This is a genomic window from Lacrimispora amygdalina, assembly GCF_003432035.1.
In the GTDB taxonomy this organism is placed as follows: Bacteria; Bacillota; Clostridia; order Lachnospirales; family Lachnospiraceae; genus Lacrimispora; species Lacrimispora amygdalina.
On sequence record NZ_QOHO01000032.1, the window covers coordinates 88107 to 105038 of the forward strand.

Genomic DNA, 16932 nt, shown 5'->3' on the forward strand with positions numbered 1-16932 from the left:
TTTGTTATTTAGTACGTTCATTTTATCATTTACAGCAGTACAAAAACCTCATATTTCAGACATGAAATCATTCTTTTTTGCTTTCTTTTGACTGGGCGTACTTTTTTGGTGTAATTCCGGTCATTTTTTTAAATACAGAGATGAAATGACTGTCGCTGTTATAAGAAAGCTCAAGTGCAACATCGGTAACAGAGTGCCCTTCCTTTAAAAGAGCCTTTGCAGCAATAATCTTCTGATTTGCTATATACTGGGTCAGAGTAAATCCCGTTTCTTTTTTGAAATAATGGCTTAAATAATACCGGTTCATATAAAATCTGCGGGAAATCTCATTTAAATCCAGCCGTTCTTCTACATGAGACGCAATGTACTTCTTTAACTGCTCAATTCTCTCCCGGTAAAGAACCGGGTCTTTAAATGCCTCTTCCAGTTTTTCTTCAAACTCCTGAGCAGGTTTATTTTTTTCTTGTTCCATAAAGAACTGGTACATCTCATTGACAGAAGCAATCAGTTCCAGTATGGACAGTTTAATTCTCACAGTTGATTCTGCCCTGTCCCTGTTTTCTGAATGAATGCTTTGTTCTATTTTCTCAAAAAGCTTTTCTACTTTTCGAAGATTTTCCCCTCCTAAATGGAGACGATGCAGAAATGGATCGGGACGGTTCTCAAAGAATCGGGTAAAATCGTAATGGAACACCTCTGCCATATGGCTTAACAGTTCCGGCTCAAACATGAGAACATATCTGTGATAAGTTTTTTCTGTGCCGCAGCTGGTACGGTGATATTCCTTATTGTTTATAAGAAATAAATCTCCCGATCTCACATGGTAAGTGCGGTTTCCAATTTCCATTAAAGCCCCATCAGTGAGAAACAAAATAATTTCATACTGGTTGTGAAAATGGAAACCCTGCATTGCCCAGTTTTCAGAGCCTCCATGGAAATAATACAATGAGTCAAATTCTTCAAAAAAAACCCGTTCTTTCATCTTCACAACCAGTCCCTTCTAATGCCAGTAAGTATTCATGGCCTCTTGCAGCACTAAAATCATAAGTGCCTGTCCATAGGTCATTGGGCAGCACGGTATAGTCTTGTAAAATTCTCCGTTAAGTCCGATTGGAGTCCCGTAGGAAACATTTTTAACAGTACCATCTTCTTCCATGTAATTCAAAAGATTCTTCATTCCCCGCTCAATTAACTCCTGATAATCCTTTTTCTTTAATATTCCAAGGCGCACTCCTTTCATAATGCCATACAGGAATGCAGCACTGCAGGATATCTCTATATAGGAAGAATCATCATTTATGATGGTATGCCATAAGCCGGTTTCAGGATCTGCATACTTCTTAAGTGCCTCTACCTGATTTTCATAGACCTTTATAAAATACCGTTTCAGGCCTTCGTCCATAGGGATGTCTTCCAACAGTTCCATGATGACTATTGTATACCAGCAGTTTCCTCTTCCCCATAGAACTTCACCGTAGTTATCATTTCTCTTAAAGTTAAAACCATGGTAAAACAGTCCCTCTTCTTTATTTAACAAATATTTGATATGAGAAAGGATCTGATAGTCTGCCTCATCATAATAATCGTTCCTTCCAAGAATCTTACCCGCTCTGGCCAGAAACAAAACAGCCATAAACAGCGTATCAATCAGTATCTCATGATCATTGGCACTTCCCGTGATCATATGCTGAAAGCAGCCATCTCCTGTCCGGATCAGTTTTTGGTCTTTCATAATCCAGTCAGACCAGTCTCTGATAAATTCCAGATATTCCGGCTTGCCGGTTTTTTCATACAGATAAGTGAGGGTGAGCATGGGAGATGTGGTATTTACATTATGCTCCAATATCCCTTCCCTGATCCGATTGTCATACCAGTCAGTTATAAAATCCAGAATTTCTTTTTTCTGACTCACTTCATAATATTTGTAAAGTCCGAAAATACCCACGCCCTGGGGCCATTCCCAGCAGTTAAAATCAATCAGGCTGATTGGATATATTTCCTTCATTCCATTATTTCTTAGTACCATCATCTTTTCTGATACCAGGTTTAACTTTTCTTCCAATGTCTTTAAATCTATCACGTCGTCCTGTTCCTCCATCTGATTGTGCCTTCTACTGTTTCCGGGTAATGGTAGACAATTTCCCCGTTGACCTTTAATATGTTTTCTGTCTCAAGAAGATACTCTGTCCCTTTTTCATCGGTAACAAGAGTACTGCTTCCGTTCATGGTGATACCAAGATTCTTAAAAGCCAGAAAGATATCGTCCAGACTTTGGTCTTCTCCCAGGCATCCTACCCGCACCACCCAGACATTGTCTCTGCCCTGGCTGATAAATTCCCGGAACTGGTTCGGTCCGTGCTCCTGTATGGCGAGCCCCTGAAGGGCCTTTACGGCAATATAGGCTCCATCCTTTTCCAGCACCACTACCCCTTCCTCGCCCTTATAGCGGGAAAATGCACTGATGGGAATGTAAGCATGAGTATAACCGATCCGCTCTTCTTCCTCTATATGATATCTTAAAATTGCAGTATTTTCAAATTGTGCGCCCAGCGGAAGCACTCCGTTACCAGCCCAGAAATTAGGTCTTCCGCTTCCATATGGAAATGATTCCCCCGGGTGATTGATAAACAGCTGCGCTGTCTCATCTAAAGCAGCCTGTAAAATATGCTCCTGATATCCTTTCTTAAAAGGTTTAAAGCCTACTGCTGTTGACAGAAGGGCACGGCTGTTTTTATAAAGATAGAGATTGACATGATGTTCAAATCCCTGGGTGTTTTGAAAAATCATCTCTTCATCTTCATTTATAACAGCATACTTTTTATACTCCTCTGGTGGCTGATAATTTCCAAGTACAAGAGGAATGTATCCAATACACGCTCTGTTTAAGTAGCCCGCATTGTATGCGACATAAAGCAGAGAGGTAGTTCCAGCATTATAGTTCCCCTTCATTTCCTTTTCATAGCTGCGGCCAAAACTTGTCATCACAGCTCCCTTATGGGCATTGACTGCCAGGGAATAAAAGATCATATCCAGTGCCTTTTCCGCTTTTTTGTGCAGGGGATTTTCTTCATCAGTCAGATTATAAAGAGTACCGATTCCAAGCACATCCACAGGAATATAAGCATTGGAATTCCATTCTGTAATGAATTCCCGGAAAAAGTCGTCAAACCACTGGTGAAGCAGCTCTTCTCCCCTTGCCTTTACCTCTGCCCCCGTCCTGCCGCTGTTTATAAAAGTGCGTTCAGGCAGATAGGATCCGCTTAAATACTGGCAGCAATGGAACAAAAGAGCATGGTTCTCACTGAAAAACCACATCACATCGTCTCCCGGCTCATCAATCCAGTATCTGTAATTTACCATAGCTTCTTCCAACGCCGCCTTTAATGTGTCAGAGATACGGCTGTTAAAAACCCGGTAAATATAAATCATGATGATAAAATGAAAATCCGAACAGTCCTTTCTGTTTCTGACGCCCTCCAGCTCTTCCAGCAAAATGGTTTCTGCCCGCTGGTATTCCCGGTTCCTATAAAGCAAAGCTGCCGCCTTATATGTATTGTCCGGTGCAAAACGGATTACTGCGTCTACAGCCAGTTTTTTGCGTACGCTGCCATCCTCATTTCCACTTAAAAGAAATTCTTCTCTCACCAGCTGATTTCCTATTTTTCTCTTTATGGAGATTCCCTGACAGGTAATTACAACAGTAAAGTAATAGTATCCCGGTGAAATGTCATCGGTATGGAACAGTTCCAGCCCTTTTTGTTCAGGCTTCATGGTGTATTTTCTGGTTTCTATGAGCTTCCACGATTGTTCCATTTTTTCAATAAATTCGCCTGGTGTTACAACAACCTCCAGGTCAAGGGAAGTATCAAACGGATTATTAAGATTCATTTTCAGAAGTTCGCTGATATAAGCTTCTTTATCAAAGCTCATTGCGTTTAACATCTGCTCTGTTTTTGTTAAAATGCTCTCATTTACCTCTTCTTTAACAGGGATGAGAATTTTTAAATCTGCTCCTCCCAGCCGTTTCATTCGAAAATAGTAGTCCGTATCACGCTCAGCCAGATCATCAAGACACACAACCAGTGAGTTTTCCCCTTTTAGCAGAGGAATGGAAACCACTGTTTTCTTTACCATGTTTCTGGTAAATGGGGTGAAGTCACAGATAAGCTGCTCATTAACCCAGACTGTCAACCCTCCGCAGGTCTCCAGTTCAAACTCTATGGTTTCTTTTACATCAGACCAGAGCATGGTAAAACCATACATTCTTAAATAAGTGGGACGGTAATAAAAGCCTGATGAATCCACTCCCGGATTTCCAAATGGAAAGTATAGTTTCAGTTTATCTCCATTTATCATTTCTGCAAAATCAGGATATTCGGGAACTTCACTTCTTCGTTCCTCAACAAATTCCCTGCGGCACGGATTTTCATGAATGGCGAAACCCTTCTTCAGCCATTCGTTCACCCTGCCGTTTAAGGTAGATCTGGTAAATTCCCGGACCTGGGTATGAACCTCACTTATGAGGAAGCGATTGACAAATCCTTCCGCAAACAGCGGATATTCCAAGTATTTCATGCTTTCTTTCCTCCCATTTACTCTTTCACTCCGCCGGATGTCATACCGCCAATGATGTGGCTTTGCAGAGTTACAAACACAATAATTACCGGAATCATGGATATCACTGACATGGCTAAAAGGCTGTTCCAGTCAACCGAGTATTCACCGGAATAATTTGCAAGCGCAAGCTGTATGGTGTAGCGCTCCTTACTGTTGATGACCAGCTTTGGCCAGAGGTAGTCATTCCATCTCCACATAAAGGAAAAAATGCAGAGCACAGAGATCACCGGCTTGGCCAGAGGAAGCATAATCCGCGTTAAAATGCTGGTTTCCGAAGCTCCGTCAATTCTTGCTGCTTCCATGTAAGCATCAGGAATTCCCACGTAATACTGTCTTACCAGGAATACGGCGGTCGGCGACGCAACAGCTGGAATAATCAATCCCCATAAGCTGTTGTAAAGACCGGTCGCCACGATTACCTTGAAAATGGGAATCATGATGACTTCCAGCGGAATCATCAGGGTTGCCAGCACGATGCCGAATAAAATTTTATCTCCCTTAAACCGGTATTTTGCAAAGGCATAACCGGACATCACATTCACCACAATGGTAAGAAAGGTGGCAGCAACACTGGTAAATACAGTATTGAGAAAATAAATGCCGAAATGCCCCTCATCCAATGCCTTCTGATAATTGGATAAGGAAGGATTCTTTCCAATGAGGCTTGGCGGCCAGGAAAACAGTTCTCCTGTACTTTTAAAAGAAGAGCCGATCACCCAGAGGATTGGCATCAGGAATAAAAAAGCTAAAATCAGCAGAATCGCCCATGTTACCCCGTTAAAGAAATATTTTCTGCTTTTAGTCTGCATCCTGCTCGCCTCCCTTATTTACTTTAAACTGTACCACGGTAAACATTGCCAGCAGCACGAATAAGATCATCGTCATCGCACTGGCATACCCCATCTGGTTTTTCTCAAATCCAGTTTCCTGAATCGTCTGCACCATAAATTTGGTAGCTCCTGCAGGCCCGCCCTGGGTCAGCGCATACACCAGAGGATATGTTTTTATAATGGTAACTGTGGATAAAACCAGGACCAGAAGACTGGTCGGTTTTAATAGCGGCAGTGTAATGTAGCGGAACTGATGGAAAAAACCCGCCCCGTCAATTCTTGCTGCCTCGTAATAGGTCTCGGAAATTGCCTTAATGCCGGATATAAACATGACCATATAGTAACCGGACATGCTCCATGCAGTTACAAAAATTACCACTCCCATGGAATAATTCTGATCTGTCAGCCATTTAACCGGAGATTTTCCCATAACAGTGAGAAGATAATTGATTACTCCGAATTCTTCTCCCAGAAGGAATCTCCAGGTCAGTCCTACGATAATACTGGAAATCATCGTCGGCCAGTAAAATACAGCCCGAAAGAAATCATTTCCTTTTCTGGCACCTGACAGCAGCAGCGCCAGTCCCATAGCTGATACGTACACCAGAGGAACTGATACCCCGGTGAAGAATATGGTACGGAGAAAAGAATCCCAGAATCCCCGGTCTGAAAACAGCTTGATATAATTCCTGATCCCCACAAATACCTGGGGATTTACCCCATCCCACTTTGTCAGCGATATCCACAACCCGTTTAATGCCGGAAAGAACAAAAACAGGCCGAATATAAATAAAGTAGGAGCAAGCAGCAGATAAGGAAACGCCTTCCGCTCAAACTTCCTCATTGTTTTAACCTCCTTTTTTTATGATTATAGCATTAAAAAAAGTAAAAAAATCAAGTTTAATTATGCAAATATTATAGATTATTGTCTTTTCCATAAAAGAAAAAACGCCCTGACAGACATAGCCTGTCAGGGCATCTTCATTCTTATTCTTCTATTTCACCTTCGCTGATGGCTAAAATTTCCTCTGCATCATCAAAACTGTCATCCGATAACAGTATCTCATCATCTTCAGTCAAAAGGATCTCATCGTCTTCCTCGAAAGCAGCATCTGTGCTTAAGTTAATGGTACGGTAGCGTTTCATACCAGTACCGGCAGGAATCGGTTTACCGATGATAACGTTCTCTTTTAATCCGATTAAATGATCCACTTTTCCATTGATCGCAGCTTCAGTAAGAACCTTGGTAGTCTCCTGGAAGGAGGCAGCTGACAGGAATGAATCGGTAGCCAGAGATGCTTTAGTGATACCAAGCATTACCTGCTTTCCGTCTGCCGGCTCTTTGCCCTCTGCAAGAAGCGCTTCATTTAAATCATTATAGTCAAGAACGTCCATAGAAGTTCCCGGAAGAACATCACTGTCCCCGCTCTCTTCTATTTTGATCTTCTTAAGCATCTGTCTTACGATCATCTCAACGTGTTTATCATTAATCTCAACACCCTGCAGACGGTATACACGCTGTACTTCCTGGATCATATAATCCTGTACGGCACGAACGCCCTTGATCTTTAAGATATCATGAGGATTTACACTACCTTCTGTCAGCTCATCACCGGCCTCCAGCGTCTGGCCATCCTGAACCTTGATTCTGGAACCATAAGGGATCAGATAGGTCTTAGAATTACCTGTCTCATTCTCAGTAATGATAATTTCACGTTTCTTTTTCGTATCTTTTATGGCAACAACACCGCTGAATTCTGCAATGATTGCAAGACCCTTTGGCTTACGTGCCTCAAAAAGCTCCTCGACACGGGGAAGACCCTGTGTAATATCGCCACCGGCAACACCGCCGGTATGGAACGTACGCATGGTCAGCTGTGTACCAGGCTCTCCGATGGACTGAGCTGCAATAATACCGACTGCCTCACCTACCTGAACCGGCTGTCCGGTTGCCATGTTGGCTCCGTAACATTTTGCGCAGACACCCATATGGGATTTACAGGTAAGAACGTTGCGGATCTTAATTGAATCACGTCCCAGCTTATTGAGTACTTTCATAACAGCTGCAGCACGCTTTGGAGTACACATATGATTTGCTTTTACTATCACTTCACCTGTATCCGGATCAGTAATGGTTTCTGCAATAAATCTTCCTGTAATACGCTCTTCCAGGCTTTCAATCGTTTCCTGACCATCGGTAAATGCCTTAATCTCCATAAATGGAATATCCTTACCCTCACAGCAGTCGATTTCCCGGATAATCATATCCTGGGATACGTCTACCAGACGTCTGGTTAAATAACCGGAGTCGGCAGTTCGAAGCGCTGTATCAGAAAGTCCCTTACGGGCTCCGTGAGCAGAGATAAAGTACTCCAATACGTCAAGACCTTCACGGAAGTTAGACTTAATGGGAAGCTCAATGGTGTGACCGGTTGTATCTGCCATAAGTCCACGCATACCTGCCAGCTGCTTGATCTGTTTATCAGAACCACGGGCTCCGGAATCGGCCATCATGTAGATGTTGTTGTACTTATCAAGGCCTGTCAGCAGGTCATGAGTCAGCTGATCATCAGTCGATTTCCAGGTGTCAATTACTTCTTTATAACGCTCTTCCTCTGTGATAAGACCACGGCGGAAGTTCTTTGCAATCTGGTCAACCGTCGCCTGCGCATCTGCGATCAGCTTCGGCTTGCTCTCCGGCACGGTCATGTCGGAAATGGATACGGTCATAGCCGCTCTCGTAGAATACTTATAACCGATTGCCTTAATATCATCTAATGTTTCAGCTGTCTGAACAGCTCCGTGAACATTAATTACTTTTTCAAGAATCTGTTTCAGCTGCTTCTTTCCTACGTGGAAGTCAACCTCTACAACAAGCTCATTACCTGGAACGGAACGGTCAACGAAGCCTAAATCCTGAGGAACAATTTCATTGAAAATAAAACGTCCCACTGTGGATTCCACCACGCCTGTCTTAATCGTACCATCAGGCATCTTCTTGGTAACTCTTGCCTTGATTCTGGAATGAAGGGTAACCGCCTGGTTTTCATAAGCAAGAATTGCTTCGTTTATACTCTTGAAAACCATTCCTTCTCCCTTGGCACCAGGTCTTTCCTGTGTCAGATAATAGATACCAAGGACCATATCCTGAGATGGCACCGCAACAGGACCACCGTCGGAAGGCTTCAGCAAGTTATTGGGAGAGAGCAGAAGGAAACGGCACTCTGCCTGGGCTTCAACGGAAAGAGGCAGATGAACCGCCATCTGGTCACCATCGAAGTCAGCATTAAATGCGGTACAAACTAGAGGATGAAGCTTAATTGCCTTACCTTCCACCAGAATCGGCTCAAACGCCTGGATTCCAAGTCTGTGAAGGGTAGGCGCACGGTTTAACATAACCGGATGCTCTTTGATTACATCCTCTAAGACATCCCATACCTCTGTCTGAAGACGTTCCACCATCTTCTTAGCATTTTTAATATTGTGTGCTGTACCATTGGAAACAAGCTCTTTCATAACGAAAGGTTTGAATAATTCAATCGCCATCTCTTTTGGAAGTCCGCACTGGTAGATCTTAAGTTCCGGTCCTACTACGATAACGGAACGTCCGGAGTAGTCAACACGCTTACCCAAAAGGTTCTGGCGGAAACGTCCCTGTTTACCCTTTAACATATCAGATAAAGACTTTAAGGCACGGTTTCCTGGTCCGGTTACCGGTCTTCCCCGTCTGCCGTTGTCGATCAATGCATCAACCGCTTCCTGAAGCATACGCTTTTCATTGCGGACAATGATGTCCGGAGCGCCAAGCTCTAAAAGACGGGCCAGACGGTTATTACGGTTAATAATTCTTCTGTACAAATCATTTAAGTCGGAAGTGGCGAAACGGCCGCCGTCCAGCTGTACCATAGGACGGATATCCGGAGGAATAACAGGAACAACTGTCATGATCATCCACTCCGGTAAGTTACCGGAGTTGCGGAATGCTTCCACAACTTCCAGTCTCTTGATAATTCTGGCACGCTTCTGTCCGGTTGAGTCCTTTAAGCCCTTCTTTAAATCCGCAGAATCCTTTTCAAGATCTATGGAGTGAAGGAGTTCTAAAATAGCTTCAGCACCCATTCCCACGCGGAAAGAACCATAACCGTACTTATCCACTTCTTCCCGGTATTCTTTCTCTGATAAAACCTGCTTATACTGAAGGCCTGTATTTCCCGCATCCAGAACAACATAAGAGGCAAAATACAGCACCTTTTCCAGTGTTCTGGGGGAAATATCAAGGATCAGACCCATACGGCTTGGTATTCCTTTAAAATACCAGATATGGGAAACAGGGGCAGCGAGCTGGATATGACCCATACGCTCTCTTCTGACGCTGGCTTTTGTTACTTCAACCCCGCACCGGTCACAGATAACACCTTTATACCGGATCTTTTTATATTTGCCGCAATGACATTCCCAGTCCTTGCTCGGTCCGAAAATCCGTTCACAGAACAAACCGTCTTTTTCCGGTTTTAATGTTCTGTAGTTAATTGTCTCAGGCTTTTTTACCTCGCCATGGGACCATTCCAGAATTTTCTCCGGAGATGCCAGACCGATCTTTATGGCATCAAATGTCATCGGGTGGTAAGTTTCATTATTTTCAGGCATGAGCGGTTCTCCCTTCTATTATTCTTCGTCTGAATCGTCAAATTCTACGTCATCGAAATCCTCAAAAGAATCGTCGATACCGTCCGCATCCTCTTCTTCATCAACATTTACCAGTTCATCATCCTTGAATTCCTGTTTCTGATAACCGTAGTCACCAAAGGATTCCTCGTCATGGTAATGCTTGTCGCCTTCAATGATGGATCTTAAATCAGTTTCTTCATAATCCATGCTTTCAGCAATCTGAACCTCCGTATTATCGTCACGCAGCACTCTTACATCAAGGGCCAGTGACTGAAGTTCCTTTAACAATACCTTGAAAGATTCCGGAATTCCAGGCTCAGGAATATTTTCACCTTTAATGATGGCTTCATAGGTCTTCACACGTCCTACCACGTCATCGGATTTCACTGTCATGATCTCCTGCAGTGTATAGGAAGCACCATAAGCCTCCAGGGCCCAAACCTCCATCTCTCCGAAACGCTGGCCGCCGAACTGGGCTTTACCGCCCAGAGGCTGCTGTGTAACCAGTGAGTATGGTCCGGTAGAACGGGCATGGATCTTATCATCAACCAGATGGTGCAGTTTCAGATAATGCATGTGTCCGATTGTAACCGCACTGTCAAAGTATTCTCCGGTCCGTCCGTCACGGAGGCGGACTTTTCCGTCTCTGCTGAGAGGAACACCCTTCCACAAGCCTCTATGCTCTAAATGTTCTCCCAGATATTCAATTACATCAGGTCTTAAGGTATCTTTATATTTTTCCTGGAAGTCTTCCCACTCCATATTCACGTAGTCGTTGGCTACATCCAGGGTATCCATAATATCAATCTCGTTTGCTCCGTCAAATACCGGTGTGGATACGTTAAATCCAAGTGCTCTTGCAGCAAGGCTTAAGTGGATCTCCAGCACCTGACCGATGTTCATACGGGAAGGCACGCCCAGTGGGTTTAATACAATATCAAGAGGACGGCCGTTTGGCAGGAATGGCATATCTTCTACCGGAAGGACGCGGGAAACAACACCCTTGTTGCCATGACGTCCAGCCATCTTATCACCAACAGAAATTTTTCTCTTCTGCGCGATGTAAATGCGGACTGTCTGGTTCACACCCGGCGAAAGCTCGTCACCATTTTCTCTGGTAAACACTTTTGCATCAACGATAATACCGTAAGCACCGTGGGGTACCTTTAAGGAAGTATCACGTACTTCTCTTGCCTTCTCACCGAAGATAGCACGTAAAAGTCTCTCTTCTGCTGTCAGTTCAGTCTCTCCCTTTGGAGTCACCTTACCAACAAGGATATCTCCTGCACGGACTTCCGCACCGATGCGGATGATTCCTCTTTCGTCCAAATCCTTTAACGCATCCTCGCCGACGCCAGGAACATCACGGGTGATTTCTTCCGGTCCTAACTTGGTATCACGGGCTTCTGCCTCGTATTCCTCGATATGGACAGAAGTATAAACATCTTCCTGTACCAGTCTCTCACTTAAGAGAACCGCATCCTCGTAGTTATAACCTTCCCAGGTCATGAATCCGATCAGCGGATTCTTGCCGAGAGCGATCTCACCTTTTTGTGTAGAAGGACCGTCAGCAATTACGTCTCCCTTGGCCACATGATTATTCTTAAATACGATTGGCTTCTGGTTATAGCAGTTGGACTGGTTGCTTCTCTTAAACTTGGTTAAACGGTAAACATCCTTTCCGCCGTCGGAATCTCTTTTGATAATGATTTCGTTGGAAGCGGAACGCTCTACCACACCGGAGTTTCTTGCAACCACACACACGCCGGAGTCAACGGCAGCTTTCGCTTCCATACCTGTTCCTACAACAGGAGCGTCGGTTGTGAGTAACGGAACGGCCTGACGCTGCATGTTTGATCCCATGAGCGCACGGTTCGCATCATCGTTTTCCAGGAAGGGGATCATGGCTGTCGCAACGGAGAATACCATCTTCGGAGAAACGTCCATTAAATCAATATTCTTTCTCTGGAATTCGGATGTCTCCTCACGGAAACGACCGGAAATATTCTTATGAATGAAGTGACCGTCTTCATCAAGAGGTTCATTCGCCTGAGCAACAACAAAGTTATCCTCTTCATCTGCTGTTAAGTAAACAACCTCATCGGTAACTACCGGATTGTTTGCATCGGTTTTATCTACCACGCGGTAAGGCGCCTCAACAAAACCATACTGATTTACTCTCGCATAGGTAGCGAGGGAGTTGATCAGACCGATGTTAGGACCTTCCGGTGTCTCAATCGGGCACATACGTCCGTAATGGGTATAGTGAACATCTCGAACCTCAAATCCGGCACGGTCTCTGGAAAGACCACCAGGTCCCAGGGCGGATAAACGTCTCTTATGTGTAAGCTCAGCAAGCGGGTTATTCTGGTCCATGAACTGGGACAGCTGGGAACTGCCGAAGAATTCCTTAACAGCCGCAGTAACCGGCTTAATATTAATCAGAGACTGGGGTGTAATGCCATCCATATCCTGTGTTGTCATACGTTCGCGGACTACACGCTCCATTCTGGACAGACCGATCCGGTACTGATTCTGCAGCAGTTCTCCTACCGCACGGATTCTTCTGTTGCCCAGATGATCGATATCATCCGCGTTTCCGACTTCTTCTTCCAGATGCATGTTATAGTTGATGGAAGCAAGAATATCTTCTTTTGTTATATGCTTGGGAATCAGTTCATTCACATGTCTGTGAAGAGCCTTCTTTAATGCTTCTTCATCGCCGATTCCAACTTCTGACAGAATTTTTTCAAGAGCAGGATAGAATACTAATTCTGTAATCCCGGCATCCTTTGGATCAAATTTCACATGGGCTGACAAGTCAACCATTAAGTTGGAAAGAACCTTCTGTTTGCGCTCCACGCCTTCCAGCCACACGAAAGGAACAGCTGCATTCTGGATGTCTGTCGCAAGCTGCTTGTCTACAGTCGTTCCAGCCTCAGCTAAGATTTCGCCGGTTGTGGTATCCACCACATTCTCAGCCAGAACATGACCGGTTATACGGTTTTTAAAATGAAGCTTTTTATTGAATTTATATCGTCCGACTTTGGCCAGATCGTACCGTCTTGGGTCGAAGAACATACTATTTAACAAACTTTCAGCACTATCAACAGATAAAGGTTCACCTGGGCGGATCTTCTTATATAATTCCAATAAGCCGTCCTGGTAATTATCAGAAGTATCTTTACCAAAACTGGCCAGTAATTTGGGTTCCTCACCAAACAGTTCAATGATCTCTGCATTGGTGCCAAAACCAAGAGCACGGATCAGAACAGTTACCGGAACCTTTCTGGTTCTGTCCACACGTACGTAGAAGATGTCATTGGAGTCAGTCTCATACTCCAGCCATGCACCACGGTTTGGAATTACCGTACATGCATATAATTCCTTACCTACCTTGTCGTGTTCGATACCATAATATATACCTGGGGAACGTACCAGCTGGCTAACAATAACTCGTTCGGCACCGTTAATCACGAAGGAACCGGTATCTGTCATAAGCGGAAGATCACCCATGAAGATCTCATGTTCATTAATTTCATCTTTATCTTTATTGCAAAGCCTTACTTTTACCTTTAAAGGAGCTGCGTAAGTTGCATCTCGTTCTTTGCATTCTTCTATTGTGTACTTGATGTCATCCTTACATAATGTAAAATCGACAAACTCAAGACTTAAGTGTCCAGCAAAGTCTGCAATTGGAGAGATGTCTTCAAAGACTTCCTTCAATCCTTCATCAAGGAACCACTGATAGGAATTCTTCTGAATCTCAATCAGGTTTGGCATCTCAAGCACTTCTTTTTGTCTTGAGAAACTCATTCTCAGGCTCTTACCGGCCGGGACCGGACGCATTCTGCTTTTCTCCATTGACGTTTCACCCCTGTTTTCTTTCTATTCATTTCTGTTTTGGGCATAAATGTCCCATTAAGGCACACAAAGCCACAATAGTGCACATTCCATAATATCATAGTGCTGTCAAGGTGTCAAGCATTTTTTACTTGTATTTCCCAGTAAAATGTGTTATACTATTGCAGATAGGCCCAATTTACAATATGAACTATTGGAGGTATTCCCGGTGAGCACATTTTTAAACGTATTATTAGTGATTCTTTTCATCGTAGTGATAGCTCTGGCAGTCCTTTACTTTCTTGGAAGAAAGCTGGAAAAGCGTCAGGTAGAACAGCAGCAGGCACTGGAAGCTGCGGCACAAACCGTTTCCATGCTTGTGATTGATAAGAAAAAGATGAGGCTAAAGGATGCCGGGCTCCCAAAGATCGTGTATGAACAAACACCAAAGTACATGCGCCGTACAAAGCTGCCGATCGTAAAAGCAAAGGTCGGACCAAAGGTGATGACATTAATTGCAGACGCAAAGGTTTTCGACGTGCTTCCTGTTAAGACAGAAGCAAAGGTTGTGATTAGCGGTATCTACATAACCGAAATCAAAAGCCTACGCGGCAAAGCAGTTCCTCCGGCGCCAAAGAAGAAATCTTTTTGGGACAGGTTTAAAAAGAACAATCATTAAACCAGGTTACGATTCCTATCACCGGAACGTCTGTGACAGATGCCGATGAGCGATTAAATTCGTTCATCGGCATTTTTATTTGTCTTTAAATAAAGATTTTTAAAAATGTCAGATAAATCTATTGACATAGTGGAAATATATGATATAATCAAGTTACAAGTTAGTTAGTATTAACTAACCATAATACAAATATTATACTTAAATATAAATGAGAACCCGAAAGGAGAACCGCTATGTTTGAACAAATTATATTACCTTATAAATATGAAGCTTTAGAACCCCATATCGATGCCCTTACAATGGAAACACACTATTCCAAGCACCATGCAGCTTATACAAAGAACTTAAATGATGCGGCACAGATTGCCGGAGTTGAGAATATGGACATTGTTTCCCTTCTCTCCTCTCTCGATCAGATTCCGGATGAAGCATTGAGAAAAACGATCAGGAATAATGGAGGCGGCTTTTATAATCACAACTTATATTTCTCCACTATGAGTCCTGACGGAGGCGGTGAGCCGGAAGGTCCTCTGAAAGCAGCTCTAAATGACGCTTTTGGAAGCTTTTCACAGTTTAAGGTGCAGTTAAGTGCACTGGCAGCCGGGCAGTTTGGATCTGGCTGGGGATGGCTCTCTGCTGACAAGAGCGGTAAACTGTATCTTTCATCAAGTCCCAATCAGGATAATCCGCTGATGGAAGAAGGAGGTAAAGTCCCCATACTTGGAATAGACGTCTGGGAACATGCCTATTATCTTAAGTATAAGAATTTAAGGGCTGACTACATTAAAGCATTCTTCGATGTGGTAAACTGGAAGGAAGTATCGAATAATTACGAAAAAGCAATGAGAGATTAAAAGAATAATTATTATGGAGGGAAAACGAATCTGTTTTCCCTCCTCTGTTTTACTGTCAAAATGACTGTTTAACCGTTTAAGTCAATCACATACCATGATGCAAAATCCAAGCCAAATCATCTGAGTTTAAAAATCCAGCAATCCCTCCATGGCCCAGTAATACAGCTCCATTGTCTGACGCAGGGATAAATCTGCATTTGTCTTATCCCCCTCCGCCTGATAGTAAGAAAGCATTTGTCCCAAATACTGGATCTGACTGATGGAACCGTTGTGCATCTGAATCTCGGCTGCATTTTTTATAATAACAGCCTGGTCATATGCCGTGATCGAGGCCTCATAGTTTTTCTTCTTTTCCATAATCTCCTGATACATCTGCTCCATTTTTATTGACAGATTCTGTTTTATCTGATCTTCATTTCGGAACTTTGATTTCACTCTGGTAGTGCTTCTATCCGTTTTTCTATGACGCTCTTCAATCAGCATGTAATTATTGCGGATTGCCGCTGCCGTATCCTCCTGCAGATTTAATTTCTCAATCTTACTAAGATCAACTGACGGAACCTTCTGTATCTGCGGTGTGCTTTCCCCTGTCCAGCCAGTCAGAAGCTTTAATGTTGCCCCTAGGCTTACCACGGTATTATCAAGGCTGGTGAAAGAACTTTCTGCTGCCAGGTAATTTTTTTCAGCAGCCTTCACATCTGCATCTGTGGCCATTCCCAAACTTTGCATCGAGACTGTGGCAGAATATAGCTTTTCATACATATCCTTCATCGTCTGCAGCGTTTTTTGCTGAGCCGCTGCCATATTATAGCCAATCATTGCCTGCTGGGCACTTCCCTAAAAGCCTGCGCGTGGAAGCGCTTAAATGGCTGGGGCAGGATGAACCAAGTCAGTGGACGGAATACGCGGTCAGCTGAAAAAATTCACCGCGCTTTACGGACTGGATCCAAAGAAGCTTATTCCATTTTGTTGTCATCCTACCATCTCCCGTCTGTAAAAGTGCAGCAGAAAACTTTTCTGGAAAAAATTATTTTAAATGAAGATTATGAGAACTTTAAAGAGAGGCCGAAAGAAAAAAGAATTATTTCTAGTACTTTATCGTACGCTTTCTTGCCGCTATAGGTGCCAGGGTAAGCAAACTGCGGACTGAAAAGGAACTGTCCTACATTTTAGAACCGCTTCAGATACTTGGAAATGTAATTTGGATGGTTTACTGTTTAAAATACTTGAGAATCCGTTAGCCCAAAACTTGGATTTCTTACTAAATCCCGGTCAATCTTTTGATAATAAATGGGTTCAGGCTACTTATTTTTATAATGATAATTATTTGAAATTCGGTCAATTGCTTTTTTTATAAAGTCAAAAATCTTTACCCCAACAAAAACACATATATAAACAATTACAAAATCCATAAGTAAATGTGATAAATCAATATTCATAG

Annotated in this window: 10 protein-coding genes; 2 read left to right on the forward strand and 8 right to left on the reverse strand. The window is 43.3% G+C overall.

Annotated features, from left to right (window positions below; translation table 11 throughout):
* Nucleotides 1–67: 67 nt before the first annotated feature.
* The 7 genes from DS742_RS12485 to rpoB form a co-directional block, all read right to left on the reverse strand.
* On the reverse strand, nt 68–982 hold the full coding sequence (locus tag DS742_RS12485; RefSeq protein ID WP_117417334.1) for an AraC family transcriptional regulator: 915 nt from the start codon (nt 980–982) through the stop codon (nt 68–70).
* A gap of 18 nt (nt 983–1000) precedes the next feature.
* The gene (locus tag DS742_RS12490; RefSeq protein ID WP_242996464.1) at nt 1001–2098 is read right to left on the reverse strand and encodes a glycoside hydrolase family 88/105 protein; all 1098 of its coding nucleotides are present in this window, start codon (nt 2096–2098) and stop codon (nt 1001–1003) included.
* Nucleotides 2077–4575 (reverse strand): hypothetical protein, encoded by a 2499-nt coding sequence (locus DS742_RS12495; protein WP_117417323.1) that lies wholly within the window; start codon nt 4573–4575, stop codon nt 2077–2079. Before DS742_RS12495 ends, DS742_RS12490 begins: the two co-directional genes overlap by 22 nt.
* Before the next feature lie 17 nt (nt 4576–4592).
* The gene (locus tag DS742_RS12500; RefSeq protein ID WP_117417324.1) at nt 4593–5426 is read right to left on the reverse strand and encodes a carbohydrate ABC transporter permease; all 834 of its coding nucleotides are present in this window, start codon (nt 5424–5426) and stop codon (nt 4593–4595) included.
* Nucleotides 5416–6291, reverse strand: coding sequence for a carbohydrate ABC transporter permease (locus tag DS742_RS12505; RefSeq protein WP_117417325.1), 876 nt, complete (start codon nt 6289–6291; stop codon nt 5416–5418). Before DS742_RS12505 ends, DS742_RS12500 begins: the two co-directional genes overlap by 11 nt.
* A gap of 143 nt (nt 6292–6434) precedes the next feature.
* Nucleotides 6435–10094 (reverse strand): DNA-directed RNA polymerase subunit beta', encoded by a 3660-nt coding sequence (rpoC, locus tag DS742_RS12510; RefSeq protein ID WP_117417326.1) that lies wholly within the window; start codon nt 10092–10094, stop codon nt 6435–6437.
* 18 nt (nt 10095–10112) lie between these two features.
* Complete coding sequence (gene rpoB, locus DS742_RS12515) at nt 10113–13979, reverse strand: DNA-directed RNA polymerase subunit beta (protein WP_170313448.1); 3867 nt, start codon at nt 13977–13979, stop codon at nt 10113–10115.
* Nucleotides 13980–14187: 208 nt separating this feature from the next.
* On the opposite strand from rpoB, the gene DS742_RS12520 reads away from it, so the two are divergent.
* Both DS742_RS12520 and DS742_RS12525 read left to right on the forward strand, forming a co-directional pair.
* Entirely contained in the window at nt 14188–14637 is a 450-nt protein-coding gene (locus tag DS742_RS12520; protein ID WP_117417327.1) for a hypothetical protein, read from the forward strand.
* A gap of 233 nt (nt 14638–14870) precedes the next feature.
* Nucleotides 14871–15491: a superoxide dismutase gene (locus DS742_RS12525; RefSeq protein WP_117417328.1), complete on the forward strand. Its 621-nt coding sequence runs from the start codon at nt 14871–14873 to the stop codon at nt 15489–15491.
* Between the two features lie 126 nt (nt 15492–15617).
* Here DS742_RS12525 and DS742_RS12530 read toward each other — a convergent pair whose 3' ends face one another.
* Nucleotides 15618–16310, reverse strand: coding sequence for a TolC family protein (locus DS742_RS12530; RefSeq protein WP_117417329.1), 693 nt, complete (start codon nt 16308–16310; stop codon nt 15618–15620).
* Nucleotides 16311–16932: the final 622 nt, after the last annotated feature.

What these genes read in the sequence shown, in the direction of transcription:
- DS742_RS12495 (WP_117417323.1), bottom strand. Translation starts at nt 4,575, where the DNA reads ATGAAATACTTGGAATATCCGCTGTTTGCGGAAGGATTTGTCAATCGC.
- rpoB (WP_170313448.1), bottom strand. Translation starts at nt 13,979, where the DNA reads ATGGAGAAAAGCAGAATGCGTCCGGTCCCGGCCGGTAAGAGCCTGAGA.
- DS742_RS12530 (WP_117417329.1), bottom strand. Translation starts at nt 16,310, where the DNA reads ATGATTGGCTATAATATGGCAGCGGCTCAGCAAAAAACGCTGCAGACG.
- rpoC (WP_117417326.1), bottom strand. Translation starts at nt 10,094, where the DNA reads ATGCCTGAAAATAATGAAACTTACCACCCGATGACATTTGATGCCATA.
- DS742_RS12485 (WP_117417334.1), bottom strand. Translation starts at nt 982, where the DNA reads ATGAAAGAACGGGTTTTTTTTGAAGAATTTGACTCATTGTATTATTTC.
- DS742_RS12490 (WP_242996464.1), bottom strand. Translation starts at nt 2,098, where the DNA reads ATGGAGGAACAGGACGACGTGATAGATTTAAAGACATTGGAAGAAAAG.
- DS742_RS12500 (WP_117417324.1), bottom strand. Translation starts at nt 5,426, where the DNA reads ATGCAGACTAAAAGCAGAAAATATTTCTTTAACGGGGTAACATGGGCG.
- DS742_RS12525 (WP_117417328.1), top strand. Translation starts at nt 14,871, where the DNA reads ATGTTTGAACAAATTATATTACCTTATAAATATGAAGCTTTAGAACCC.
- DS742_RS12505 (WP_117417325.1), bottom strand. Translation starts at nt 6,291, where the DNA reads ATGAGGAAGTTTGAGCGGAAGGCGTTTCCTTATCTGCTGCTTGCTCCT.